General features: G+C 70.9%; 19 protein-coding genes. 18 read left to right on the top strand and 1 reads right to left on the bottom strand.

The window, feature by feature from the left end:
• Window positions 1-155: 155 nt before the first annotated feature.
• Window positions 156-1322 (top strand): histidine kinase, encoded by a 1167-nt coding sequence (locus ABZ953_RS02630; RefSeq protein ID WP_361715427.1) that lies wholly within the window; start codon window positions 156-158, stop codon window positions 1320-1322.
• A 371-nt stretch (window positions 1323-1693) separates the two neighbouring features.
• On the opposite strand, the gene ABZ953_RS02625 is transcribed toward ABZ953_RS02630, so the two are convergent.
• Entirely contained in the window at window positions 1694-2710 is a 1017-nt protein-coding gene (locus tag ABZ953_RS02625; protein WP_361715424.1) for a rod shape-determining protein, read from the bottom strand.
• Window positions 2711-2876: 166 nt separating this feature from the next.
• On the opposite strand from ABZ953_RS02625, the gene ABZ953_RS02620 reads away from it, so the two are divergent.
• The 17 genes from ABZ953_RS02620 (at window position 2877) to rpmA (ending at window position 25064) form a co-directional block, all read left to right on the top strand.
• Entirely contained in the window at window positions 2877-4397 is a 1521-nt protein-coding gene (locus ABZ953_RS02620; protein WP_361715421.1) for a folylpolyglutamate synthase/dihydrofolate synthase family protein, read from the top strand.
• Window positions 4398-4402: 5 nt separating this feature from the next.
• On the top strand, window positions 4403-4747 hold the full coding sequence (locus ABZ953_RS02615) for a DUF4233 domain-containing protein (RefSeq protein WP_361715418.1): 345 nt from the start codon (window positions 4403-4405) through the stop codon (window positions 4745-4747).
• 155 nt (window positions 4748-4902) lie between these two features.
• A complete protein-coding gene (gene ndk / locus ABZ953_RS02610) occupies window positions 4903-5316 on the top strand; it encodes a nucleoside-diphosphate kinase (protein ID WP_361715415.1) in 414 nt (137 codons plus the stop codon).
• 336 nt (window positions 5317-5652) lie between these two features.
• A complete protein-coding gene (locus ABZ953_RS02605; protein WP_030362602.1) occupies window positions 5653-6672 on the top strand; it encodes a rod shape-determining protein in 1020 nt (339 codons plus the stop codon).
• Between the two features lie 145 nt (window positions 6673-6817).
• Window positions 6818-7771 carry a rod shape-determining protein MreC gene (mreC, locus tag ABZ953_RS02600; protein WP_361715411.1) on the top strand — a complete coding sequence of 318 codons (954 nt, stop codon included), beginning with the start codon at window positions 6818-6820 and terminating at the stop codon, window positions 7769-7771.
• A gap of 12 nt (window positions 7772-7783) precedes the next feature.
• A complete protein-coding gene (gene mreD, locus ABZ953_RS02595) occupies window positions 7784-8458 on the top strand; it encodes a rod shape-determining protein MreD (RefSeq protein ID WP_361715408.1) in 675 nt (224 codons plus the stop codon).
• A gap of 98 nt (window positions 8459-8556) precedes the next feature.
• Window positions 8557-10737, top strand: coding sequence for a penicillin-binding protein 2 (gene mrdA / locus ABZ953_RS02590; protein ID WP_361715405.1), 2181 nt, complete (start codon window positions 8557-8559; stop codon window positions 10735-10737).
• Window positions 10737-11933: a rod shape-determining protein RodA gene (rodA, locus tag ABZ953_RS02585; RefSeq protein ID WP_361715402.1), complete on the top strand. Its 1197-nt coding sequence runs from the start codon at window positions 10737-10739 to the stop codon at window positions 11931-11933. Before mrdA ends, rodA begins: the two co-directional genes overlap by 1 nt.
• Before the next feature lie 80 nt (window positions 11934-12013).
• Window positions 12014-13618 (top strand): CYTH and CHAD domain-containing protein, encoded by a 1605-nt coding sequence (locus tag ABZ953_RS02580; RefSeq protein WP_361715399.1) that lies wholly within the window; start codon window positions 12014-12016, stop codon window positions 13616-13618.
• Window positions 13619-13668: 50 nt separating this feature from the next.
• A complete protein-coding gene (locus ABZ953_RS02575; RefSeq protein ID WP_361715396.1) occupies window positions 13669-15591 on the top strand; it encodes a TIGR03960 family B12-binding radical SAM protein in 1923 nt (640 codons plus the stop codon).
• Window positions 15592-15632: 41 nt separating this feature from the next.
• A complete protein-coding gene (locus ABZ953_RS02570) occupies window positions 15633-16193 on the top strand; it encodes a GNAT family N-acetyltransferase (RefSeq protein ID WP_361715393.1) in 561 nt (186 codons plus the stop codon).
• A 6-nt stretch (window positions 16194-16199) separates the two neighbouring features.
• A complete protein-coding gene (locus tag ABZ953_RS02565; RefSeq protein WP_361715390.1) occupies window positions 16200-17564 on the top strand; it encodes a hypothetical protein in 1365 nt (454 codons plus the stop codon).
• 47 nt (window positions 17565-17611) lie between these two features.
• Window positions 17612-18412, top strand: a complete 801-nt coding sequence (locus tag ABZ953_RS02560; RefSeq protein WP_361715387.1) for a TIGR03936 family radical SAM-associated protein — start codon at window positions 17612-17614, stop codon at window positions 18410-18412.
• A gap of 233 nt (window positions 18413-18645) precedes the next feature.
• Window positions 18646-22701, top strand: coding sequence for an Rne/Rng family ribonuclease (locus tag ABZ953_RS02555; protein WP_361715384.1), 4056 nt, complete (start codon window positions 18646-18648; stop codon window positions 22699-22701).
• Window positions 22702-22921: 220 nt separating this feature from the next.
• A complete protein-coding gene (locus ABZ953_RS02550; protein ID WP_361715381.1) occupies window positions 22922-24274 on the top strand; it encodes a phospholipase D-like domain-containing protein in 1353 nt (450 codons plus the stop codon).
• 200 nt (window positions 24275-24474) lie between these two features.
• A complete protein-coding gene (gene rplU / locus ABZ953_RS02545) occupies window positions 24475-24795 on the top strand; it encodes a 50S ribosomal protein L21 (protein ID WP_361715378.1) in 321 nt (106 codons plus the stop codon).
• Between the two features lie 14 nt (window positions 24796-24809).
• The gene (rpmA, locus tag ABZ953_RS02540; RefSeq protein ID WP_030564037.1) at window positions 24810-25064 is read left to right on the top strand and encodes a 50S ribosomal protein L27; all 255 of its coding nucleotides are present in this window, start codon (window positions 24810-24812) and stop codon (window positions 25062-25064) included.

Raw genomic sequence — 25064 nt, 5'->3', positions numbered from 1 at the left:
CCCGGGGCGCCCCGGGGCCGGGCAGCCGCGCCGAAAGTACACCCGTTGTGTGCACACCCGATGGTTCGCCCGCAAACGACCGGGGTGCGGCAAATCACCAAATCAAGGACCTAAGTCCGGTGGGCCGGGCCGAAAGACCTTGCATGATGGAAGGCATGCGCAACCTGCCCGCCGCCCAGGCGATTCGCCAGGCGGCGGCCTCGGCCGTCCGCCTCTGCGGGCGCTGGTCCCAGGCGCCGCGGGCCCAGGACGCGCTCACGGCGGTCAGCGCCTTCGCGCTGATGAGCCTGGACGTCCCCGGCCTCGCCGAGGCGGACAACTCCCTCAACGGCCCGCTCGCCGTCCTGACCCTCGCGGCCGGCGCGTCCACGCTGCTGCTGCGGCGCAGGCTGCCCTGGGTGACGTACGGGGTCGCGCTGCTCTTCCTGGGCTGGCTGCACGAGCTGACGCTGGCCCAGTTCGTGCTCTACTCGCTGGCGCGCTACCGGGGCCGGGTGGCCGGGACGCTCGGCGTCATCGGGTACGTCGCCTTCGCGTACGTGATGTTCAGCCTGCCGGGCTGGCCGGTGCACCGGGGGTCCACGCTCGGCTCGTTCCTCAGCCTGGTCGTGCCGATCGGGGTGCTCGCGGCGGGCGTCGGCGTCGCCGCGAACCGGCAGGACCTGGTCCGGGCCCTTGCGGCGCAGCGCGCGGAGACCGACACGCTGCACGCCGTCCAGCAGGAGCGGGTCCGCATCGCGCGGGACGTGCACGACTTCGTCGGCCGTGAGCTCACGCTGCTGAGCGTGCGCTCCCAGGTGCTTGCGCGCCGGGCCGAGGGCGGTGCCTTCGAGAACGACTTCGAGGACCTCTCGGAGACGGCACGCAGCGCGCACCGGATGCTGAACGAGATCATCGTGCAGCGCGGTACGGACGGGACGCCGACCCCGGGCCTCGACGCGCTCCCCGGCCTCGCGGAGCGCAGCGGCCGCGCGGGCAGCCCCGTCGACCTCCTGATCGCCGACGAGGCCCACCGGCTCTCCCCGCTCCGCCAGGCGGCGGTCCACCGGGTGGTCCAGGAGTGCCTGACGAACGCGGCGAAGCACGCGCCGGGCGAGAAGGTGACGGTCCGCGTGGCCCTGCGCGCGGGCCGCCTGGACATCACGGTGACCAACCCGCTTCCCGCCGCGGCCCCACCCGCCGCCCCGGTCTCGGCGGGCACGGGCACGACGGGCATGGCGGAACGGATCCGGGCGGTCGGCGGCACGTTCGCGGCGGGGCCGCGGGGGGACGTGTACGAGGTCCGGGCGACGCTGTCGGCGGGCGAACTGACGGCCCCCTGAGGGCGCGTCCGCCACCGCGGGCCGGTGGGGGCGGGCCGCGCAGTTCCCCGCGCCCCTGAGTGACCCTGCCTCGCCGTCGACCGAAGACGCCGCTCAAGGGGCGCGAGGAACGGCGCGACCAGCCCCCACAGCCCCGCAGACGAAACACCCACCCGTGCCGTTCAAGGGGCGCGGGGAACGGCGCGACCAGCCCCCACAGCCCCGCAGACGAAACACCCACCCGTGCCGTTCAAGGGGCGCGAGGAACTGCGCGACCAGCCCCCACAGCCCCGCAGACGAAACACCCACCCGTGCCGTTCAAGGGGCGCGGGGAACTGCGCGACCAGCCCTCGCCGACCCGCAGACGAATCACCCCCCCCCGGCCGGTAGGCCTACGCCGCTGACATCACCCGCTCAAGACCGTCGAAGTCCTCGACACACTTCCCGCACCCCATGGCGACACTGTCCAGCGGATCGTCGGCGACGAAGACGGGAATCCCCGTACCGGAGGCGAGCCGGAGGTCGAGGCCGGGGAGCAGCGCGCCGCCGCCCGTCAGCACGATCCCGTGCTCCATGATGTCGCCGGACAGCTCAGGCGGGCACTCCTCCAGGGTCGCCTTGACCGCCGTGATGATCTGCTCGACCGGCTCGTCCAGAGCCGCCCGCACCTCACGCGTCGTCAGGTCCACCGTCTTGGGCAGACCGCCCACCTTCTCCCGCCCCCGCACGGTGAACGTCCGCATCTCCAGCGTGTCCTCACCCGGCACGGGCCACGCGGAGCCGATGCCGACCTTGATGTCCTCGGCGGTGCGTTCACCGATGAGCAGCGCGTGCTCCTTGCGTACGAAGTCGGTGATGGCCGCGTCGAGCCGGTCGCCGCCCACCCGCAGGGACTGGGCCGTGACGATGCCGCCCAGGGAGATCACCGCGACCTCGGTCGTGCCGCCCCCGATGTCGACGACCATCGACCCGCGGGGCTCGGCGACCGGCAGGCCCGCGCCGATCGCGGCGGCCATCGGCTCCTCCACGAGATGCACGGCCCGCGCCCCGGCCCGCTGCGACGCGTGCACGATGGCGCGCCGCTCGACGGGCGTGACCCCGCTCGGTACGCACACGACCATGCGCGTACGGGGACGGCGTCCCGGCACGGCCTTGCGCACGAAGTGCCGGATCATCTCCTCGGCGGCTTCGTAGTCACTGATCACGCCGTCCCGCAGCGGACGGATGGCGGTGATGGACCCGGGCGTCCGCCCGATGGTCTCCTTGGCCTCCGCCCCCACGGCGAGCACCCCGCTCTTGCCGCCCCTGGCCGCGCGCACGGCGACCACCGACGGCTCGTTGAGCACGATCCCCTTGCCGCGCACGTAGAGGAGGGTGTTCGCAGTGCCGAGGTCGATACCTATGTCCATGATCGCCAAGTTTGCCCGGCGGCGCCGCGAAGCGGAGGGACCAAGGTCCCGAATCGGACGGGCCGAAGGTCCCGACGAAGGTACCTGGGCCCTACGGCGAAGGTCCCTGGGCCCTACGTGGAGGTCCTGACGGCGAGTGTCGGCACCGCTCCGTAGACTGGCGTACGTGAGTGACCTCCCCCCGAACGACGACGACCGACCCGCCGAGCCCGACGACGCCTTCGAGGAGATCGTCGGCGCCGAGACGGACCGTGACCCCGACCTCGCGGTGATCGAGGCCGGCAGCCGCACTCTGCGCGCCCAGGCGGGGCCGCCGCAGGGCGACATCCCCGCCCGCCCCACCGACCCGGAGGTGGACAGGGCGCTGCGCGAGGTGGAGACGGAGCTCGCCGGCCGCTGGGGCGAGACGAAGCTGGAGCCCTCCGTCAGCCGTATCGCCGCGCTGATGGACGTCCTGGGCGAGCCCCAGCGCGCGTACCCCTCGATCCACATCACGGGGACGAACGGCAAGACGTCCACGGCCCGCATGATCGAGGCGCTGTTCTCCGCCTTCGACCTGCGCACCGGGCGCTACACCTCGCCCCATGTCCAGTCGATCACCGAGCGGATCAGCCTGGACGGCAACCCCGTCGAGGCCGAGCGCTTCGTCGAGACCTACAACGACATCAAGCCCTACGTGGAGATGGTCGACGCCAAGGAGGAGTACCGCCTCTCCTTCTTCGAGGTGCTCACCGGCATGGCGTACGCGGCCTTCGCGGACGCCCCGGTGGACGTCGCCGTCGTCGAGGTCGGCATGGGCGGCAGCTGGGACGCGACGAACGTGATCGACGGCTCGGTGGCCGTCATCACCCCCATTGACCTGGACCACACGGACCGCCTCGGCTCCACGCCCGGCGAGATCGCCAAGGAGAAGGCCGGCATCATCAAGCCGGACTCGACGGTGATCATGGCCCAGCAGCAGGTGGACGCCGCGCAGGTGCTCCTGAAGAAGGCCGTGGAGACCAACGCGACGGTGGCCCGCGAGGGCCTGGAGTTCGGCGTCGTCGCCCGCCAGGTCGCGGTCGGCGGCCAGCTCATGACGCTGCGCGGCCTCGGCGGTGAGTACGAGGAGATCTTCCTGCCGCTGCACGGCGAACACCAGGCGCACAACGCCGCGGTGGCGCTCGCCGCGGTCGAGGCCTTCTTCGGTATCGGCTCGCAGCACGCGCGCCCGCTGGACATCGACACGATCCGCAAGGCCTTCGCGACGGTGGCCTCGCCCGGCCGCCTCGAGGTGATGCGCCGCTCGCCCACCGTCGTCGTGGACGCCGCGCACAACCCGGCGGGCGCGCGCGCCGCGGCCGCCGCGGTCAGTGAGGCGTTCGACTTCAGCCGGCTGATCGGTGTGGTCGGCGCGAGCGACGACAAGGACGTGAAGGGGCTCCTCGAAGCGTTCGAGCCGATCTTCGCCGAGGTCGTCGTCACGCAGAACTCCAGCCACCGTGCGATGGACGCGGACACGCTCGCGGGCCTGGCCGTCGAGGTGTTCGGCGACGACCGCGTGCAGGTCGAGCCGCGCCTCGACGACGCCCTGGAGGCAGCGATCACCCTCGCCGAGGAAGAGGGGGAGTACGCGGGCGGCGGCGTGCTCATCACTGGTTCCGTCATCACGGTCGGCGAGGCCCGACTGCTCCTGGGGAGAGGCTGATTCCTGTGCGTACGCTCTGCGCCTCGACGCTGATCGGCGAGTTCTTCGTCATCGGCTTCGCGGGTCTGGTCGCCATGAAGGACGATGACCTGTCCATGGGCACGGTCTGGACGGTCTGCGGCATCGCGATGGCGGTGTCCGTGCTGCTCTGCGGAATGATCACCCGGCCCGGCGGGGTGCAGCTCGGCTGGGCGTTGCAGATCGCCCTGATCGTGAGCGGCTTCGTGGTGCCGACGATGTTCTTCCTCGGCGCGGTGTTCGCCGCCCTGTGGTGGGCGTCGGTCCACTTCGGCCGCAAGATCGACGAGGCAAAGGCGAGGTTCGCGGCGCAGGCTGCCGAGACGGCCTGACCGTACGGGTTCCGGTCACCGAGACCGGCGTCCTGCCCTGCGGCACGCCCGGCCGCGGCGGCTCGGTATCGTGCCGGGCAACCCCTCGTGATCGTAAAGATCGTAAGAACACCTCTTGAAGAACACTTCTTGAAGAACACCTCTTGGAGCCGCACATGAGCCAGCGCACCCTCGTCCTGCTGAAGCCCGACACCGTCCGTCGCGGGCTGATCGGAGAGGTCATCGGCCGCATCGAGCGCAAGGCGGGCTGGACGATCTCCGCGCTGGAGCTGCGTTCGCTGGACCAGGAGACCCTGGAGCAGCACTACGGCGAGCACAAGGGCAAGCCCTTCTACGAGCCGCTGGTCGCCTTCATGTCGTCGGGTCCCGTCGTCGCGCTCGTCGTCGAGGGGGAGCGGGTCATCGAGGGTGTGCGCGCGCTCGCCGGTCCGACGGACCCGATCGCCGCGGCGCCGGGCTCGATCCGCGGCGACTTCGGCACGATCGTCCGGGAGAACCTGATTCACGCCTCGGACTCCGAGGAGTCCGCCGAGCGCGAGTTCAAGATCTTCTTCCCGGACGCCGTCTGATCCGCTGATCCGCGATCCGCTGATCCGCAAAGGCTTCGTCATGGTTTCTTGACGCGGCGTCAGGACGGAGTCGGACCAGCACGGGGACGGCCGGAGGAATTCGGCCGTCCCTTGGCATATGCAACCCCAATCGGGGGAACCCGTGCCTCCGATGGCACGTCTGAAAAGGCGGGGCGGCGCATCATCTGCTGACAATGGCGAAGACCCTAGCGCCGTGTTCGCGCAGCCGAGACTACGATGGAAGCCTCCACTGCCACACAGCACCCACCTCGCCTACCTAAAAAGCCATCAAACGCTCCAATAGGGAAGGCCAGACGCATCCTCATGGGGAACAACATGTCGTTCATCGGCCGTGACATGGCTGTCGACCTCGGGACCGCCAACACGCTGGTGTACGTCAGGGGTCGGGGGATCGTTCTCAACGAGCCGTCCGTCGTCGCGATCAACACCAACACCGGTGGCATCCTCGCGGTGGGCGCCGAGGCGAAGAAGATGATCGGGCGCACGCCCGGCAACATCGTCGCGGTGCGCCCGCTGAAGGACGGCGTCATCGCCGACTTCGAGATCACCGAGCGGATGCTCCGCTACTTCATCCTGAAGATCCACAAGCGGCGCTACCTCGCCCGCCCGCGCGTCGTCGTCTGCGTGCCCTCGGGCATCACGGGCGTCGAGCGCCGCGCCGTCATCGAGGCCTCCTCGCAGGCCGGTGCGCGCCAGGTGCACATCATCGAGGAGCCCATGGCCGCGGCCATCGGCTCCGGTCTGCCGGTCCACGAGGCCACCGGCAACATGGTGGTCGACATCGGCGGTGGCACCACCGAGGTCGCCGTCATCTCGCTCGGCGGAATCGTCACGGCGCAGTCCATCCGGGTCGCGGGCGACGAGCTGGACAACGCGATCATCCAGCACATCAAGAAGGAGTACTCCCTCCTCCTCGGCGAGCGCACCGCCGAACAGATCAAGATCACCATCGGTTCGGCGTACGACATGGACGCCGACGAGCACACCGAGATCCGCGGCCGTGACCTGGTCTCCGGGCTGCCCAAGACCGTCGTCATCTCCGCCGCCGAGGTCCGCAAGGCCATCGAGGAGCCGGTCAACGCCATCGTCGACGCGGTGAAGACCACCCTCGACAAGTGCCCGCCGGAACTTTCGGGTGACGTGATGGACCGCGGCATCGTTCTCACCGGTGGCGGCGCCCTGCTGCGCGGCCTCGACGAGCGGCTGCGCCGGGAGACCGGCATGCCGATCCACATCGCCGAGGACCCGCTCGACAGCGTGGCGCTGGGCTCCGGAAAGTGCGTCGAGGAGTTCGAGGCGTTGCAGCAGGTGCTTGACGCCCAGCCGCGCAGATGATCTGACGCGCCGACATCCGCCGTACGAGTGCCTGCCATCTCGTGCGGCGGATCGTTGATATAGAGGCAAGGCAGAAGAATTCCCCATAAACCCGTGGAACCCGCAGACTCCACGGAATCCGATTGAGGAAGGCACGCCGCCGCACGTGAGGGACACACGAGAGAGCCGGCTGCTCCTGGTGCTGCTGGTCGCCATCGCGTTCGCTTTGATCACGGTGGACATCCGCGGCGGCGAGGACTCACCGGTCGACGGTGCCCGCCGGGCCGCCGCGACGGTGTTCGGTCCGGTCGAGGAGGGCATGTCCTCCGCCGTCGACCCGATCGGCAACGCCATCGGCGCGGTACGCGACTCCGGAGAGCGCCACAGCCGCATCGCCGAACTGGAACGCCAGAACGCCGCCCTGAAGGCGAAGCTCGGCAGCGACGACCGCAACCGCAGCCGGGTGCAGCAGCTCGACAGCATGCTGAAGAAGGCCGGAGCCGGCCAGTACGGCATCAAGGGCGCCGAGGTCATCGGGATAGGAGCGGCCCAGGGCTTCTCCTGGACCGTCACCATCGACGCCGGTGCCAACGACGGACTCAAGCGCGACATGACCGTCCTGAACGGCGACGGTCTGGTCGGCCGCGTCACCACGGTCGGCCCGAACACCTCCACCGTCCTGCTCGCCAACGACCCCGACTTCACCGTCGGCACCCGCATGGAGAAGACCGACGAGCTCGGCTTCGCCACCGGCCAGGGCGACCGTCCGCTCTCCGTCCAGCTGCTCAACGGCAAGGCCAAGGTCAAGAAGGGCGACCGCCTGGTCACCTTCGGCTCGCGCAAGGACAAGCCGTTCGTGCCGGGCGTACCGGTCGGCGAGATCGTCCGCGTCGACCCCTCGGGCGGTGACCTCACCCGCAACGTCTACGTCAAGCCGTACGTCGGGTTCACCAAGCTCGACATCGTCGGTGTCGTGGTCGAGGCGCCCCGCGAGGACCCGCGCGACACGGTCCTGCCGAAGAAGCCCGAGAAGCCCAAGCCGACCCCGACGGTGACCGTCACGGCCACCCCGTCAGGCCGGCCGCCCGCCGAAGGCGCCGACACCGGCGACGAGCAGTAGGAGACCGGACCCATGCGCCTCAACCGAATCCTGCTGTCCACCGCCCTCGTCGTCGTCGCCCTGGTCATCCAGGTCAGCGTCCTGGCCCGGCTCCAACTGCCGGGCGCGGTGCCGGACCTGGTCCTGCTCACCGTCCTCGGTCTCGCCCTCGTCTACGGCCACGTGGGCGGCGCCCTCGTCGGCTTCGGCGCCGGGCTGCTCGCCGACCTGGCGCCGCCGGCCGACCACGCCGTCGGGCGGTACGCGCTCGTGCTCTGCGTCGTCGGCTACCTCGCGGGCCTCGCCAAGCCCGACAACGGCCGGCTCCGCTCCGCCACAGGGCCGCTCGTCGTGGTCGTCAGCGCCGCCATCGGATCGACGCTGCTCTACGCGGGCGTGGGCTCCCTCGTCGGGGACACCGCCGCCCGCCACGTGGGCCTGATCGGGCTCCTGTTCACCGCCGCGCTCTACGACCTGCTGCTCGCGCCCTTCACGGTGCCGCTGATCATCGCGGTCGCCCGGCGCGCCGAGAACGACCCGCTCGGGGAGAACTCGCCCGTGAACAAGGCGGCCGACGTCTCCTCCGGCTGGCTCTCCTCCGGCACCGGGCTGAGCATCGGCAACCAGCGCGGCGGCGGCCTGCGGGCGAAGGCGGCCAAGGCCAGAGTCGCCCGCGCCGGACGCATCAAGGGGGTCAAGCGCCTGTGAACGCCACCCGGCAGGACCCGCGAGCGCCTGCGTACACGCACAGGTTGGGCGTGTACACGTACTACCCGTACGCACACTGAGAGGGGGAGGCAGCAGCAGTGACCAACATCCCCGAGACCGGACGGACCCCACGCGTCCAGATCCGCCTCATCGTCATCCAGATCCTCGTCGTCTCCCTCCTGCTCACCCTCGGCGGCCGCCTCTGGTACCTCCAGGTCCGCAACGGCGACGAGTACGCCGAGGAGGCCTCCGGCAACCACGTCCAGCAGGTCGTCCAGCCCGCAGTGCGCGGCTCCATCCTGGACGCCCGCGGCGTGCCGATCGCCGACAACGAGACCCGCCTGGTCGTCTCCGCGTCCCGCACGGACCTGATGAAGATGAAGGACGACGGCAAGGCGGTCCTCGCCAAGCTCGCCGACGTCCTCGACATGAAGCCCGAGGACGTCGCGGGCAAGGTCCGCCTCTGCGACGCCAAGACCCCGCAGCCCTGCTGGAACGGCTCGCCCTACCAGCCCATCCCGATCACCGACGAGGCCACGCCCCGCCAGGCCCTGCAGATCCGCGAGCGCTCCGAGGACTTCCCCGGCATCACCGCCGAGCCCACCGCCGTGCGCCGCTACGCCGCCCCCGGCAAGTCCAACACCGCGCAGGTCCTCGGCTATCTCTCGCCCGTCACCGACGAAGAGATCAACAAGGCCGAGAACACCGACTCGCCGTTCCTGCGCTCGGACATGGTGGGCCGCTCCGGCCTGGAGCGCACGTACGACAAGCAGCTGCGCGGCAAGGCCGGTGTCACCCGCTACGAGGTCGACAACCTCGGCCGCGTCATCGGCAAGGCCGAGTCGGACGACGCCAGGTCCGGCGCGAACGTCGTCACCAGCATCGACGCGCGCGTGCAGGCCGTCTCCGAGTACTGGCTGAACGACGCGATGAAGAAGGCCCGCAAGGAGTTCGACAAGAACACCAGCGAGAACTACAAGGCCGACGCGGGCGCCGTCGTCGTCATGGAGAACAAGACGGGACGCGTCGTCTCCATGGCCTCCAACCCGTCGTACGACCCGAACGCCTGGGTCGGCGGCATCTCCGGCAAGGACTACTCGCGCCTCACCGGCAAGACGTCCAACTACCCGCTGCTCAACCGCGCCATCCAGGGCCAGGCCGCCCCCGGCTCGATCTTCAAGGTCATCCCGACGACCGCGGCGGTCAACGCGGGCTACGACTTCGACGGCAGCTACCCGTGCCCCAGCTCGTACTCCGTCGGCGGCCAGACCTTCAAGAACTACGAGTCCAAGGGCCACGGCTCCATCAGCCTCGGCCAGGCCCTCGAGGTCTCCTGCGACACCGTCTTCTACAAGCTGTCGCACGACCAGTGGCGCAAGGACGGCGGGAACAAGCCGGCGGCGCACCCCAAGGACTGGTTCTACAAGACCGCTCACCAGTTCGGCCTCGGCAAGGAGACCGGCATCGACCTCCCCAACGAGGTCACCGGCCGCGTCCCCGACCGCCAGTGGAAGAAGGACTACTGGAAGGCCAACAAGGACGCCTGGTGCAGGCAGGGCAAGAAGAGCGGCGGCGACTACGCCGAGCGCATCGCCTACGAGAACTGCCTCGAAGGCATGAAGATGCGCGCCGGTGACTCCGTCAACTACTCCATCGGACAGGGCGACACCCTCGTCACGCCGATACAGATGGCCACGATCTACTCCGCCATCGCCAACGGCGGCACCCTCCACGACCCCACCGTCGGCAAGGCGATCGTCAGCGCCGACGGCAAGCAGGTCGAGGAGATCGCGCCCAAGTCGCACGGCAAGCTGCCCTTCGACGCCAAGCTGCAGAAGAAAATAGACGGTGCCCTCGCCGACGTCGCCACGCGCGGCACGGCGGCCTGGCGCTTCCAGGGCTGGCCGCAGAAGAAGATCCCGATGCACGCCAAGACCGGTACCGCCGAGGTCTACGGCAAGCAGACCACCTCGTGGTTCGCGACGTACACCAAGGACTACACGATCGTCATGACGATCGCCCAGGGCGGTACCGGCTCCGGCGCCTCGGGGCCCGCGGTCCGGCAGATCTACAACGCGATCTACGGCCTCGACGACGAGGGCAAGCAGGACATGAAGAAGGCCCTCCTGCCCGAACCGCAGAAGAAGCTGCCGAAGATCGAGACCGACGGCTCCATCGACTCCCCGAGGATCAAGCCGTACAAGCCCGAGGCGCCCAAGCCGCCGGCCGAGGAGCAGCAGTTGGCCGGGCCACCGGCCGAGAACTGGAGGCGGGACTGATGACCGGCAGCGGATTCTCCGTCTCCGGGTACGGACCCGAGCGCTCCGGGATGTCGCGGCTCCTGGCCCGCGACTCGATAGTGCGCCGGCTCGACTGGCCGATGCTGTTCGCGGCGATCGCGCTCTCCGGGATCGGCACCGCCCTCGTCTACTCCGCGACCCGCAACCGCACCGAGCTCGTCGGCGACGACCCGTGGTCCTTCGCGCTCAAGCACGTCCTGAACACCGGCATCGGCTTCGCCCTGATGATCGGCACCGTCTGGCTCGGCCACCGCACGCTGCGCACGGCCGTGCCGATCCTCTACGGCCTCTCCGTCTTCCTCGTGCTGCTCGTCCTCACCCCGCTCGGCGCGACGATCAACGGCGCGCACGCGTGGATCGTGCTCGGCGGCGGCTTCTCGCTCCAGCCCTCCGAGTTCGTGAAGATCACGATCATCCTGGGGATGGCGATGCTGCTCGCGGCCCGCGTCGACGCGGGCGACCGGGAGCATCCGGACCAGCGGACGGTCGTGCAGGCGCTCGGCCTCGCCGCCGTGCCGGTGGCGATCGTGATGCTCATGCCGGACCTCGGCTCGGTCATGGTCATGGCGATGATCGTGCTCGGTGTGCTGCTCGCCTCCGGCGCCTCCAACCGCTGGGTGTTCGGACTGCTCGGCACCGGCGTCGCCGGTGGCGTCGCCATATGGCAGCTCGGCGTCCTCGACGACTACCAGATCGCCCGTTTCGCCGCCTTCGCCAACCCCGCGCTCGACCCGGCGGGCGTCGGCTACAACACCAACCAGGCGCGCATCGCCATCGGCTCCGGCGGCCTGACCGGCACCGGGCTGACCAAGGGCTCCCAGACCACCGGCCAGTTCGTCCCCGAACAGCAGACGGACTTCGTCTTCACGGTCGCGGGGGAGGAGCTCGGCTTCGTGGGCGCGGGAGCGATCCTGCTCCTGCTCGGCCTCGTCCTGTGGCGCGCCTGCCGCATCGCCCGTGAGACGACCGAGCTGTACGGCACGATCGTCGCCGCCGGGATCATCGCCTGGTTCGCCTTCCAGGCCTTCGAGAACATCGGCATGACGCTCGGCATCATGCCGGTGGCCGGTCTCCCGCTGCCCTTCGTCTCGTACGGAGGTTCGTCGATGTTCGCGGTCTGGGTGGCCGTGGGGCTACTCCAGTCGATCAAGGTGCAGCGTCCGATGTCGGCCTAGAGCGGCCTGGACCGGCCTGGGTCGGCCAAGGTCCTGTCGTAGACATGTTTGCCCTCGCATTTCGCGTCTAGATTCAATTCATGGCGGAGACGAAGCGCGAGATCGAGCGGAAGTACGACATCGGGCCTGACGCGACGCTGCCCGACCTGTCCGGGGTCGCCGGGGTCGCGGACGCCGTCGACAGAGGCGTCGTCGAACTGGACGCCGTCTACTGGGACACCACCGACCAGCGCCTGGCCGCGGGATCGGTCACGCTGCGGCGCCGCACCGGCGGCGCCGACGAGGGCTGGCACCTGAAACTGCCCGTGTCGCTCGCCGAGGGCGTGCGCGACGAGATCCAGGCGCCGCTCTCGGACACGGTGCCGCGCGAGCTCACCGGCCTCGTCCACTCCCGGGTGCGCGGGGCCGAACTCGTCCCCGTCGTACGGCTGCTGACCGCGAGGACCCGCTGCCACCTCCTCGACGCGTCGGGCGCCCTGCTCGCCGAGGTCAGCGTCGACCGGGTCATCGCCGAGCGGCTCGCCGGCGGCGTCGGCACCGTCGACTGGACCGAGGCCGAGGTGGAGCTGGCGGACGGCGGTGACCCCGCGCTCCTCGACAAGGTCGAGAAGAAGCTGAAGAAGGCGGGCGTGCGGCGCTCCGCGGCGACCTCGAAGCTGGCCAGGGCACTCGCCGAGACCGAGCCGCGGGAGCACACCGCCGCCAAGGCGCGGCCCGAGACGTCCGTGCGCAGGGGCAAGAAGGCCGGGAAGGGCGAGGCCGTGGCCGCGGAGGTGCACGAGACCGTCGGCGAAGGACCCGGCCGCACCGGGGACCACGTCCTCGCCTACCTCCGCGCCCAGCGCGACGCGATCGTCTCGCTCGACCCCGCGGTCCGCCGCGAACTGCCCGACTCCGTACACCAGATGAGGGTCGCCACCCGGCGGCTGCGCAGCGCCTTCAAGTCGTACCGGAAGATCCTCGACCGCACGGCCACCGACCCCGTGGGCGACGAACTCAAATGGCTCGCGGGCGAACTGGGCGTCGCCCGCGACCAGGAAGTCCTCAACGAACGGCTCGCCGCCCGCGTCGGCGCGCTGCCGCGGACCCTCGTCCTCGGCCCGGTGCGCGGACGGCTGCGCATCTGGGACGTGGCGCGCCGCACCGGCGCGCGGCACCGGACGGTCACCGTCCTGGAGAGCAAGCGCTACCTCGCGCTCCTGGACACGCTCGACGCCCTGCTCGCCGCACCCCCGCTGCGCCCCGCCGCCGCCACAGCGCCCAAGAAGGCGCTGCCCAAGGCGGCACTCAAGGACTACGCCCGCCTGGCCACCCGTATCGAACACGCCCTGGAACTGCCCCCGGGCCACGAGCGCGACCTCGCCCTGCACGCCGCCCGCAAGGCCGCCAAGCGCGCCAGGTACGCGGGCGAGTCGGCGGTCCCCGCGCTCGGCAAGCCCGCGCAACGGTTCGCCAAAAGGATGAAGGCCGTGCAGAGCGTCCTCGGCGACCACCAGGACAGCGTGGTCGCGCGCGAGGCCCTGCGGGCGCTGGCGATCCAGGCCCATCTGGCCGGGGAGTCCGCCTTCACCTGGGGGCTTCTGTACGGCCAGGAGGAGGCGGCGGGCGCGGACCGGGAGCGGGAACTGCCAGAGACCTGGGCCGCGGCCGCCCGCAAGAAGGTGCGGGCGGCGTTGGGCGGCTGAGCAGCGGGGTACGCTTGATGGTCACCCCTGCCAGCTCATGAAGGTCCGCGATGTCTGCCGAATCGGTCTTCCCACAGCTCGAAGCTCTGCTCCCGCATGTGCAGAAGCCCATCCAGTACGTCGGCGGTGAGCTGAACTCCACCGTCAAGCCGTGGGACAGCTGTGACGTCCGCTGGGCGCTCATGTACCCGGACGCGTACGAGGTCGGGCTGCCCAACCAGGGCGTCCAGATCCTCTACGAGGTCCTCAACGAGCGCGCGGGCGTCGTCGCCGAGCGCACCTACAGCGTCTGGCCCGACCTGGAGGCCCTGATGCGCGAGCACCGGGTCCCCCAGTTCACCGTCGACTCGCACCGCCCCGTCGGCGCCTTCGACGTCTTCGGCCTCAGCTTCTCCACCGAGCTCGGGTACACCAACATGCTGGCCGCCCTCGATCTCGCGGGCATCCCCATGGAGGCCAAGGACCGCACCCTGGGCGACCCGATCGTGCTCGCCGGCGGCCACGCCGCCTTCAACCCCGAGCCGATCGCGGAGTTCATCGACGCCGCGATCATCGGCGACGGCGAGCAGGCCGTGCTCGACATGACGGAGATCATCCGCGCCTGGAAGGCCGAGGGCCGCCCCGGCGGCCGCGAGGAGGTCCTCTTCCGGCTCGCCAGGACCGGCTCGGTCTACGTCCCGGGGTTCTACGACGTCGAGTACCTCCCGGACGGCCGGATCGGCCGCGTCGTTCCCAACCGCAGCGGTGTGCCGTGGCGCGTGTCCAAGCACACCGTCATGGACCTCGACGAGTGGCCCTACCCCAAGCAGCCCCTCGTCCCGCTCGCCGAGACCGTCCACGAGCGCATGTCCGTGGAGATCTTCCGCGGCTGCACCCGCGGCTGCCGTTTCTGCCAGGCCGGCATGATCACGCGCCCCGTGCGGGAGCGAAGCATCACCGGCATCGGCGACATGGTCGAGAAGGGTCTGAAGGCGACCGGCTTCGAAGAGGTGGGCCTGCTCTCCCTCTCCTCCGCCGACCACAGCGAGATCGCCGACGTCGCGAAGGGCCTCGCCGACCGGTACGAGGAGGACAAGATCGGTCTGTCCCTCCCCTCGACCCGCGTCGACGCCTTCAACATCGACCTGGCGAACGAGCTGACGAGGAACGGCCGCCGCTCGGGTCTGACGTTCGCGCCCGAGGGCGGCAGCGAGCGGATGCGGAAGGTCATCAACAAGATGGTCTCCGAAGAGGACCTGATCCGCACCGTCGCGACCGCGTACGGCAACGGCTGGCGCCAGGTCAAGCTGTACTTCATGCTCGGCCTGCCCACCGAGACCGACGAGGACGTCCTGCAGATCGCGGACATGGCGGCGAACGTCATCGCCAAGGGCCGCGAGGTCGCGGGCAACGACATCCGCTGCACGGTCTCCATCGGCGGCTTCGTGCCCAAGCCGCACACGCCCTTCCAGTGGGCCCCGCAGCTGTCGGCCGAGGAGACGGATGCCCGCCTCGCGAAGCTGCGCGACAAGATCCGCGGCGACAAGAAGTACGGCCGCTCGATCGGCTTCCGCTACCACGACGGCAAGCCCGGCATCGTCGAGGGCCTGCTCTCGCGCGGCGACCGCCGCATCGGCTCCGTCATCCGCGCGGTCTACGAGGACGGCGGCCGCTTCGACGGCTGGCGCGAGCACTTCAGCTACGAGCGCTGGATGCGCTGCGCCGAGAAGACGCTGCCCGAGGTGGGCGTCGACGTCGACTGGTACACGACGCGTGAGCGCACGTACGAAGAGGTCCTGCCCTGGGACCACCTGGACTCCGGTCTCGACAAGGACTGGCTCTGGGAGGACTGGCAGGACTCGCTCGACGAGACCGAGGTCGAGGACTGCCGCTGGACGCCGTGCTTCGATTGTGGCGTGTGCCCGCAGATGCAGACCGAGATCCAGATCGGCCCCACCGGCAAGAAGCTCCTGCCGCTGACGGTCGTGAAGTAGCGGAGACCGGTACCGAAGCCGACGCGTCGAGCGGCCCGCAGATGCCCCGTCTCGTCCTGCCCACCGCCCTGGTGCACCGCTCCTACATCGCCGCGATGGAGGAGCTCCGGGCCGAGGGGCAGGGCGGGCCCGGCGACGACACGACGCTCGGCAGCACCCTGCGCCAGTACGGCACCCGCTGGCGGGACCGCGCCGTCTTCGCGTCGTACGTGGCCGAGGTCCGCGCCGCCGCCTACCCCGCCGAACCGCTCGCCGTCCCCGTCACGACCCTCTGGTACGTCGACGGCACCCACTACCTCGGCCGCATCACCATCCGGCACAGCGTCGCCACGCGCTTCCTGCGCGAGTACGGCGGCCACATCGGCTACGACGTCCGCCCCACCGCCCGCCGCCGCGGCCACGCCACCGACATGCTGCGCGCCTGCCTCCCGTACGCGGCCGAACTGGGCCTGGAATCCGTCCTGGTGACCTGCGACACCGACAACACCGGCTCGCGCAAGGTCATCGAGGCGGTGGGCGGCACCTTCGAGGACGAGCGGGGCGGAAAGCTGCGGTACTGGATCGCGACGGGAAGGATCCGAACCGGCGCCTCGGGCGTCTAGGACAACATGGACCTGGACAACATGGACCTGGAAAAACGGCCTCAGCAGCCTCACCAGCCGCCCGAACAGGTGGCCGCGCGGCCCTCGGCGCCCGCGCACCATCAGGCAGAGGGCTGTCTCGCCGTCGCGATCCGCATCCCGGTCCGGATCGTGGTGCTCGTCCTGGTCGTGCCCGTGCGCCTGGTCTGGGACGCGCTCGCCGTCTGCGGCAAGTTCCTGTACAAGAACGCGCTGCGCCCGGTCGGACGCGGCATCGCCGCCGTACTGACCTGGCTGTTCAAGGCGGTGTTCGTCTGGCCGTGGGTGGGCCTGTGGCGGTACGTGGTGGTGCCGATCGGCAAGGGTCTCGGCTGGCTGGGCCGGATGCTGCTCGTCATCCCCTTGATGTGGCTGTACGCGCGCGTGCTGACGCCGATCGGGCACGGCATCGCCTGGGTGGCCAGGGGGCTCGGCGCCGGGATCAGCCGGCTCAGGGAGAGCGTCACCGCGGTGGTGATCGGCATCGGCAAGGGCCTCGCCTGGCTGGGCCGGATGCTGCTCGTGGTCCCCGCGGTGTGGCTGTACGCGCGCGTGCTGACGCCGATCGGGCACGGCATCGCCTGGCTGGCCCGGGGACTCGGCACCGGAGCCGCCGCTGCCGGACGCGGCATCGGACTCGTCCTGGTCTGGCTGTTCAAGGCGGTGTTCGTCTGGCCGTGGGTGGGCCTGTGGCGGTACGTGGTGGTGCCGATCGGCAAGGGCCTCGGCTGGCTGGGCCGGATGCTGCTCGTCATCCCCGCGGTGTGGCTCTACGCGCGCGTGCTGACCCCCATCGGACACGGCATCGCCTGGCTGGCGCGCGGCATCGGCGCCGGGATCGGATGGCTGGCGCACGGCATCTGGACCGTCTGCGCCACGCTCCTTCGCTGGATCTTCGTCGTGCCCGCCGTCGCCGTGTGGCGGTGGGTGCTCGCCCCCCTCGGCCGTGCGGTCGCCGTCGTCGCGCGGGAGATCGGCGACGCCCTCGGCCACGCCTGGCGCATCGCAGGGCACATCTCCCTCGTCGTCGGCCGCTTCCTCGGCCGACTCCTTCGGTGGATCTTCGTCGAGCCGGTGCGGTGGGCCTACCGCTCGGTGCTCACGCCCGTCGGGCACGTCCTCCGCGACGCGGTGTGGCGCCCCGCCGCCGCGGCCGCCCGCAGCGTCGGCCGCACGGCACGGCAGGCGGTCGCCTCGGCGCGGGAGAGCGTGCGCCAGGCCCGGGCCGACGTGCGGCGGATGCTCTTCGGGGCGCCGAAGGAGCCGGCACCGGTACCGGTGGCCCGGCGGGAACCTGCGGCGCCGCCGACACGTACTCTAGGTAGCAGTACGACCGCACTCACGAAGGACTGAGAGAACTGGGCAAGCGACAGCCCGTAGGCCCGCCGCCCGCACCCGCGGTGCAGCGAATCCGACTGCGCTACACCAAGCGCGGCCGCCTCCGGTTCACCAGCCACCGTGACTTCCAGCGCGCCTTCGAGCGTGCGCTGCGCCGCGCCGAGGTGCCCATGGCGTACTCGGCGGGGTTCACCCCGCACCCGAAGGTGTCGTACGCCAATGCCGCACCCACCGGCACGGGCAGTGAAGCCGAGTATCTGGAGATCGCGCTCACCGCGCAGCGCGACCCGGACAAGCTCCGTGAGCTCCTCGACGAATCGATGCCCACCGGGCTCGACATCGTCGACGCCGTCGAGTCCCGCACGTCCGGACTCGCCGACCGGCTGACGGCGTCCGTCTGGGAACTGCGTCTGGACGGTGTGGAGCCCGCGACGGCCGAGCGTGCCGCCGAGCTGTTCACGGCTGCCGAGCAGGTCGAGGTGGAGCGCCGCACGAAGAACGGCATGCGCACCTTCGACGCCCGCGAGGCCGTCGTGAGCCTGGCGACGGTCACCGACGGTGAACCGATCACGGCCGACGCTGATAGGCCGACCGACAAGCCCTGTGCGATACTGCGGCTGGTTGTTCGGCACGTGACACCTGCCGTACGACCTGACGACGTCCTGTCCGGTCTCCGAGCTGTGGCCGACCTGGCGCCGCCGGTCCCCGCAGCGGTGACCAGGCTGGCGCAGGGGCTTTTCGATGAAGAGACCGGCACGGTGACCGACCCGCTCGCGCCCGACCGCGAGGCAGTCACGGCCGCATCATCCACGGCCGCCGTAACTGCCGCCGCGAAGGTGCCGGCGCCGGAAGGCCCCCGGTAAGGACGTACGTCACCGCGCAGCCCTCGTACTCGGGAGCCACCTGGGTCGGGCAGCGCACTGACCGAGACTTTCGCCAGGCCGTCCGCATTTGGGCGTACGGAACCGGCGAGACAAGACAGAGAGCTCCCGTGCGGCGCCCACGCCCCGGATGGCGGCCCCGCGCATCTAGCGCGAGCCGCGGCCATCACCGGACCAGGCGCGGCGCCCGGGAGCGTGACGGGAGAACCGCCCGCATGCTTGAGCCGAACGAACCCACTGAGGGCTCGCAGAACGACACCCCCAGCGACACCCTGCCGCCGCGCCGCAGGCGCCGCGCCGCCTCGCGTCCCGCGGGCCCGCCGACGGGCGCCGCAGCAGCGGCTCCGGCCATACCGGCCACCCCCGCCGCCCAAGACATCCAAGACACCGAAGAGACCGAAGAGGTGGCCGAGTCCACCGAGGCTCCGGCGCAGCCCGAGGCCGAGGCCGCTCCGGCGCCGCGTGCGCGCCGCCGTGCGACCCGCAGGGCCTCCGCTCCGGCCGGTGCGCCGCAGGCCGCCACCGAGGTGGCGGAGCCCGCGGCGGCCCAGGCCCCCGCGCCCGCCGAGGTAGCAGCCGAGCCCGAGGCCGAGGCCGCTCCGGCGCCGCGTGCGCGCCGTCGTGCGACCCGTCGCGCCTCCGCGCCCGCCGGTGAGCCGCAGGCCGCCACCGAGGAGACGGCACCCGCGGTGGCGGAAGCCCCCGCCGCGGCCGAGCCCGAGACCACGCCCGAGCCGGTCGCCGAGGAGGCCGCACCGCGCCGTGCGCGCCGCCGTGCCACCCGTGGCGCCTCCGCGCCCGCCGGTGAGCCGCAGGCCGCCGCGGAGGAGAAGCCCGCAGGCAAGGCGCCGGAGAAGGCCGCGAAGAAGGCCCCGGAGCCGGTGGCCGCCGAGAAGCAGGCCCCCGCCGAGGAAGCCGCCGCCGAGGACGGGGCACCTGCCCCGCGCCGTCGCCGCGCCACCCGTAAGACCGCGGCCGCCGGATTCTCGGCCCCCGCGGGACAGAAGGCCCGTAAGGCCCGGAACAACGACGAGTCCGGCGATGAGGGCGGTCGCAAGCCCCGCCCGGCCGTCGCCGTCTTCCAGGCCCCCGTGTTCGCCGAGCCGATGTTCCAGACCCCGGAGCGCGCCGCGGCGGCGGCCGCCGCCGCGGCCGCGGAGCCGGAGCCGGAACCCGCCGCGCCCGTCGCCGCAGCGCCTCCCGCCGCCCCCGCCGCCCCCGTGGCGGAGGAGGAGCAGGGCCCGCGCCGTCGCCGTCGCCGTCGGGCCGCCGACGAGCAGCCCGCGGCCGCCGAGGAGCGCGAGCCCGTCAAGGCCGCCGCCGATCAGCAGGCCGACGCTCCCGCGGACACCGACACCGACCCCGTCGAGCAGGCCGAGTCCGACGACGACACGGAGGACTCCGGCGAGCGCCAGGGCCGTCGCCGTCGTCGTGGTGGCCGTCGCCGCCGCCGCGGTGACTCCGCCGACCAGGACGGCGAGCAGAACGACGCGTCGGGCGAGTCCGATGACGCCGCCGAGCAGGCGGACCGCGCGGGCGACGACGACGCGGCGGACACCGCCGAGCAGGACGACGAGGACGCCGACGACTCCGCGGACTCCGGTTCGGGCTCGAGCAGCAGCCGTCGCCGCCGCCGTCGCCGTCGTCGCGCCGGAGACTCCGCCGAGGGCGAGCCGGGCGACAGCGACCCCGAGCGCACGGTCGTCAAGGTCCGTGAGCCGCGCAAGAAGGAAGAGCGCGAGCTCGGCACCGGCGTCGACGAGGTCACGTCCATCAAGGGCTCGACCCGTCTCGAGGCCAAGAAGCAGCGCCGCCGCGAGGGCCGCGAGCAGGGCCGCCGCCGCGTGCCGATCATCACCGAGGCCGAGTTCCTGGCCCGCCGTGAGGCCGTCGAGCGCGTGATGGTCGTCCGCCAGAACGGCGAGCGCACCCAGATCGGCGTCCTCGAGGACAACGTGCTCGTCGAGCACTACGTCAACAAGGAGCAGGCCACCTCGTACGTCGGCAACGTCTACCTGGGCAAGGTCCAGAACGTGCTGCCGTCCATGGAGGCCGCGTTCATCGACATCGGCAAGGGCCGCAACGCCGTCCTGTACGCCGGTGAGGTCAACTTCGAGGCGCTCGGGATGGCCAACGGCCCCCGTCGCATCGAATCCGCCCTGAAGTCCGGCCAGTCGGTCCTCGTGCAGGTCACCAAGGACCCGATCGGCCACAAGGGCGCCCGCCTCACCAGCCAGGTCTCGCTGCCCGGCCGCTACCTGGTCTACGTGCCCGAGGGCTCGATGACCGGCATCAGCCGCAAGCTGCCCGACACGGAGCGCGCGCGGCTGAAGACCATCCTCAAGAAGATCGTCCCCGAGGACGCGGGCGTCATCGTGCGCACCGCGGCCGAGGGCGCGAGCGAGGACGAGCTGCGCCGTGACGTCGAGCGGCTCCAGGGGCAGTGGGAGGACATCCAGAAGAAGGCCAAGATGTCCACCACCAGCTCCCCGAGCCTGCTGTACGGGGAGCCGGACATGACCGTCCGGGTGGTCCGCGACATCTTCAACGAGGACTTCTCCAAGGTCATCGTCAGCGGCGACGACGCGTGGCAGACCATCCACGGCTACGTCTCGCACGTGGCGCCGGACCTGGCGGACCGCCTCTCCCGGTGGACGTCCGAGGTGGACGTCTTCGCGACGTACCGCATCGACGAGCAGCTCGCCAAGGCGCTCGACCGCAAGGTCTGGCTGCCGAGCGGTGGTTCGCTGGTGATCGACAAGACCGAGGCGATGATCGTCGTCGACGTCAACACCGGCAAGTTCACCGGCCAGGGCGGCAACCTCGAAGAGACCGTGACGAGGAACAACCTCGAAGCGGCCGAGGAGATCGTGCGGCAGCTGCGGCTGCGGGACCTCGGCGGCATCGTCGTCATCGACTTCATCGACATGGTCCTGGAGTCCAACAGGGACCTGGTCCTGCGGCGCCTGCTCGAATGCCTCGGGCGCGACCGTACGAAGCACCAGGTCGCCGAGGTCACCTCGCTCGGCCTGGTCCAGATGACCCGCAAGCGCGTCGGCCAGGGGCTCCTCGAGTCCTTCTCCGAGACCTGCGTGCACTGCAACGGCCGCGGCGTCATCGTGCACATGGAGCAGCCGACCTCCGCCGGTGGCGGCGGCAAGCGCAAGAAGCGCGGGCGCGGCGGCTCGGACCAGCAGGACCACGGTCACGAGCACGAGCACGAGCACGAGGTGCCCTACTCCGAGAACGCCGAGAGCGCCGAGTCCGCTGCCGAGGTCGAGGCCGAGGTGGCCGCCCCGGTGGCGCTGCCCGAGCCCGAGTTCGTCGCGGACGAGGAGCTGTACAGCAGCGCGGCCGAGGCGGAGGCAGCCGCTTCCCGCGGTGGCCGCTCGCGGCGCCGGGCGACCCGGCGGGCATCGGCTCCGGCCGGCGCCCCCCGCACCGAGTCCGCCCCCGAGGCCCCGCAGGCCGAGGCCCCGCAGGCCGAGGCTCCGAAGGAGGACGCCCCGAAGTCGGCGTCGGCGAAGAAGTCGGCCAGGAAGGCCAAGGCCGCCGAGAAGGCGGAGCGGGCCGCGAAGGCGGAGGCCAAGGCCGCCGAGGTGCCGGTCGTCGAGTCCGAGGTCGCGCGCAGCGAGGCCCCGGCCGTCGAGGACCCGATGGTGGGTTCCCCCGCGGCCGTCGAGGCGGCCCAGGAGGCGCACGCCGAGGCTGCCGAGGCCCCGCAGGACGCCGCGCCGAAGGGACGTACGCGCCGTCGTGCGGTCCGTAAGGCGACGTCGCCCGCCGGTTCGCCGAAGGCCGCGGAGAGCGCCGCCCCCGAGGCCGCCGAGGTGGTCGTGGCGGAGGCGCCCAAGGCGGAGCCGGTCGCGGAGCCCGTGGCGGAGGCGCCCGTCGCCGACGCCGCGCCGCCGCGTGCACGCCGTCGTGCGGTCCGCAAGGCCACCGCGCCGACCGCTTCCGCGGAGACGGCCGTCATGGTCGTCCCGTCGGCGGAGAAGCCCGCGGAGAAGGCCGAGAAGGCCGTCGAGAAGACCGGAGCGGAGGCCGAGGCCCCCGCCGAGGAGGCCGCCCCGGCCAAGAAGACGGCGCGCAAGACGGCCGCCAAGAAGGCGCCCGCCAAGAAGACGGCCGCCAAGAAGACCGCGGCCAAGAAGACGGTCGCCAAGAAGACGACGGCCAAGAAGGCGACGAAGTCGACGGCGAAGAAGGCCGCGGCGGCGGAGCAGTCGTCGTCCGGTGTCTCGGCGAGTGCCGGGGCCGGCGAGAGCTGACCCCCTCGCGACCTGGTGCCCCCTGTTCCGCGTACGCGCGGGACTAGGGGGCACCGGCGTGTCCGGCAAACCGGCTTCTGCAGCCCGAAAGCGTGAAGACGGGACCCCTGCCTTGGTGCGCGGGGAGACACCTGTAAAACTCGTGCGGTCTGATAAGTGAACAGGGACGTGAGCGCGCGGTTGGGGAGACGGCGCGCCCGTGTCAGGGGAGGGATGACAGATGGCGCAAGCGCGCCTGCGGGGTACGGGACGTCACCGTGCCGTGAAACCGGTCAAGGGGGGTCGTCAGGCGGTCGCGCTTGCCACGGTCCTCTCGGCGGCGGGGATCCAGGCCGTCGGCTCCGTGGGGACCGCGTCGGCGGACCCGGGGCCCACCTGGACGGAGGGGCCGATCTTCAACGATCCGAAGGGCTCCGTCGACGAGCAGTACGCGGTCCGCACCCGGCTCGTCGAGCTGACGAACGCCGCGGTGCCGGGCTCGACGATCAAGGTCGCGGTCTACCACGTGTGGGAGGCCACGGTCGTCGACGCGCTCGTGGCCGCCAAGCGCCGCGGCGTGCACGTGCAGATGCTCCTCGACTCGACCAGCAAGACCGACCGGCCGACGAACACCTCGTACAACACGCTGAAGTCGGCGCTCGGCACGGACCGGACCAAGACGTCGTTCGTCTCGCTCTGTCCGACCGGCAAGTCCTGCCTGGGCAATCCCGCGTACGGCAAGTCGATCATGCACAACAAGTTCTGGCTGTTCTCGGAGGTCGAGGGCGCCAGGGACGTGGTCGTGCAGACCACCTCGAACTCGACGCCGTCGGCGCACACGAAGTTCTACAACGACGCGCTGCTGCTGCCGGACAACCCCGCCATGTACGACGCGTACGCGGACTATTTCACCGACATGCTCGGCAAGCGCTGGGCCGACTGGGACTACCGCACGGTCAGCAGCGGCCGCTACAAGGCGTACTTCTTCCCGCGCAACGGCACGGTCAACGAGACCGACACCATGTATTCGGTCCTGAACAACGTGAAGTGCACGTACAAGGACGCCGCGGGCACCACGCAGCACACGAAGGTCCGCGCCGCGATCTTCAAGATCACCCGGCAGCAGATCGCCGACAAGCTCGTCTCGCTGAAGAAGTCCGGCTGCTCGGTGAGCATCCTGTACGCGGAGACGGACAGCGCCAAGAGCCAGGGCGGCACCCCGGGCACCTGGGAGCAGCTGCACAAGTCGGGCGGGCCGTCCGTGCGCTGCTTCAACGACGACCGGGATCCGCTGCACCCCGGCACGCCCCTCACGACGCCCTACATCATCCACTCGAAGTACCTGCTCGTCGACGGCATGTACGACGGCAAGCGGAACAAGGTCTCCTTCACCGGCTCGCAGAACTACACGGCGCCCGCGCTGCGCGAGAACGACGAGGCGATCGTCAAGATCGACGACGACTCGGTGCACAACACCTACCGCTCGCACTTCGACCGGACGCGGGCCGTGGCCTGGCCGGGCAGCGCGGACAAGACGGATCTGTGCAAGGGCGTCAAGCCGCTGCCGCCGGACGGTGAGAATCCCGTCAGGTGAGTGGGGGAGCGGGGCCGGTTTGACCCTTCCGGGTGGGCCCCGTAACCTTGACCGTCGGCGTGTTCCTATACACCGCCACCCCCTGTAAACCTTTTTCCTCTCGTGGTCCGGGCCCCGGCTCACGCCCATGAGAGAGGCTGTTCCGCTTCTGCGGGTGGCTGGACTGCGGGGGCACCGTTCCGAGCGAGAGAGAGATCCGCGTGTACGCCATCGTGCGCAGCGGTGGTCGCCAGCACAAGGTTGCTGTCGACGACATCGTTGAGGTTGACAAGATTTCCACTGCCAAGGTTGGCGACACGGTCGAGCTCTCGACCCTGCTCGTTGTCGACGGTGAAGCCGTGACGAGCGACCCGTGGGTGCTGGCGGGCATCAAGGTCCAGGCCGAGGTCGTGGACCACCACAAGGGCGTCAAGATCGACATCCTTCGCTACAAGAACAAGACCGGCTACCGCCGTCGTCAGGGTCACCGTCAGCAGTACACGGCGATCAAGATCACCGGTATCCCCACGGCTGCGAAGTAAGGGACTGAGACTAGATGGCACACAAGAAGGGCGCATCGTCCACTCGGAACGGGCGCGATTCCAATGCTCAGCGGCTCGGCGTGAAGCGCTTCGGCGGTCAGACCGTCAACGCCGGTGAGATCCTCGTCCGCCAGCGCGGCACCCACTTCCACCCGGGCTCGGGCGTCGGCCGCGGCAAGGACGACACCTTGTTCGCGCTGGACGCCGGTGCGGTGGAGTTCGGTACCCACCGCGGCCGCAAGGTCGTGAACATCGTTCCGGTCGCCTGA

The sequence above is a fragment of the Streptomyces sp. NPDC046465 genome, assembly GCF_040646035.1.
Taxonomy (GTDB): Bacteria; Actinomycetota; Actinomycetes; order Streptomycetales; family Streptomycetaceae; genus Streptomyces.
The sequence above is the reverse complement of the archived record's forward strand: the minus strand, read 5'-3'. Positions and strand labels throughout refer to the sequence as shown.

What these genes read in the sequence shown, in the direction of transcription:
- ABZ953_RS02570 (WP_361715393.1), top strand. Translation starts at nt 15,633, where the DNA reads ATGCCCCGTCTCGTCCTGCCCACCGCCCTGGTGCACCGCTCCTACATC.
- rodA (WP_361715402.1), top strand. Translation starts at nt 10,737, where the DNA reads ATGACCGGCAGCGGATTCTCCGTCTCCGGGTACGGACCCGAGCGCTCC.
- ABZ953_RS02575 (WP_361715396.1), top strand. Translation starts at nt 13,669, where the DNA reads ATGTCTGCCGAATCGGTCTTCCCACAGCTCGAAGCTCTGCTCCCGCAT.
- ABZ953_RS02550 (WP_361715381.1), top strand. Translation starts at nt 22,922, where the DNA reads ATGGCGCAAGCGCGCCTGCGGGGTACGGGACGTCACCGTGCCGTGAAA.
- mreD (WP_361715408.1), top strand. Translation starts at nt 7,784, where the DNA reads ATGCGCCTCAACCGAATCCTGCTGTCCACCGCCCTCGTCGTCGTCGCC.
- ndk (WP_361715415.1), top strand. Translation starts at nt 4,903, where the DNA reads ATGAGCCAGCGCACCCTCGTCCTGCTGAAGCCCGACACCGTCCGTCGC.
- ABZ953_RS02555 (WP_361715384.1), top strand. Translation starts at nt 18,646, where the DNA reads ATGCTTGAGCCGAACGAACCCACTGAGGGCTCGCAGAACGACACCCCC.
- ABZ953_RS02565 (WP_361715390.1), top strand. Translation starts at nt 16,200, where the DNA reads ATGGACCTGGACAACATGGACCTGGAAAAACGGCCTCAGCAGCCTCAC.
- ABZ953_RS02625 (WP_361715424.1), bottom strand. Translation starts at nt 2,710, where the DNA reads ATGGACATAGGTATCGACCTCGGCACTGCGAACACCCTCCTCTACGTG.
- ABZ953_RS02605 (WP_030362602.1), top strand. Translation starts at nt 5,653, where the DNA reads ATGTCGTTCATCGGCCGTGACATGGCTGTCGACCTCGGGACCGCCAAC.
- rpmA (WP_030564037.1), top strand. Translation starts at nt 24,810, where the DNA reads ATGGCACACAAGAAGGGCGCATCGTCCACTCGGAACGGGCGCGATTCC.
- ABZ953_RS02580 (WP_361715399.1), top strand. Translation starts at nt 12,014, where the DNA reads ATGGCGGAGACGAAGCGCGAGATCGAGCGGAAGTACGACATCGGGCCT.
- ABZ953_RS02630 (WP_361715427.1), top strand. Translation starts at nt 156, where the DNA reads ATGCGCAACCTGCCCGCCGCCCAGGCGATTCGCCAGGCGGCGGCCTCG.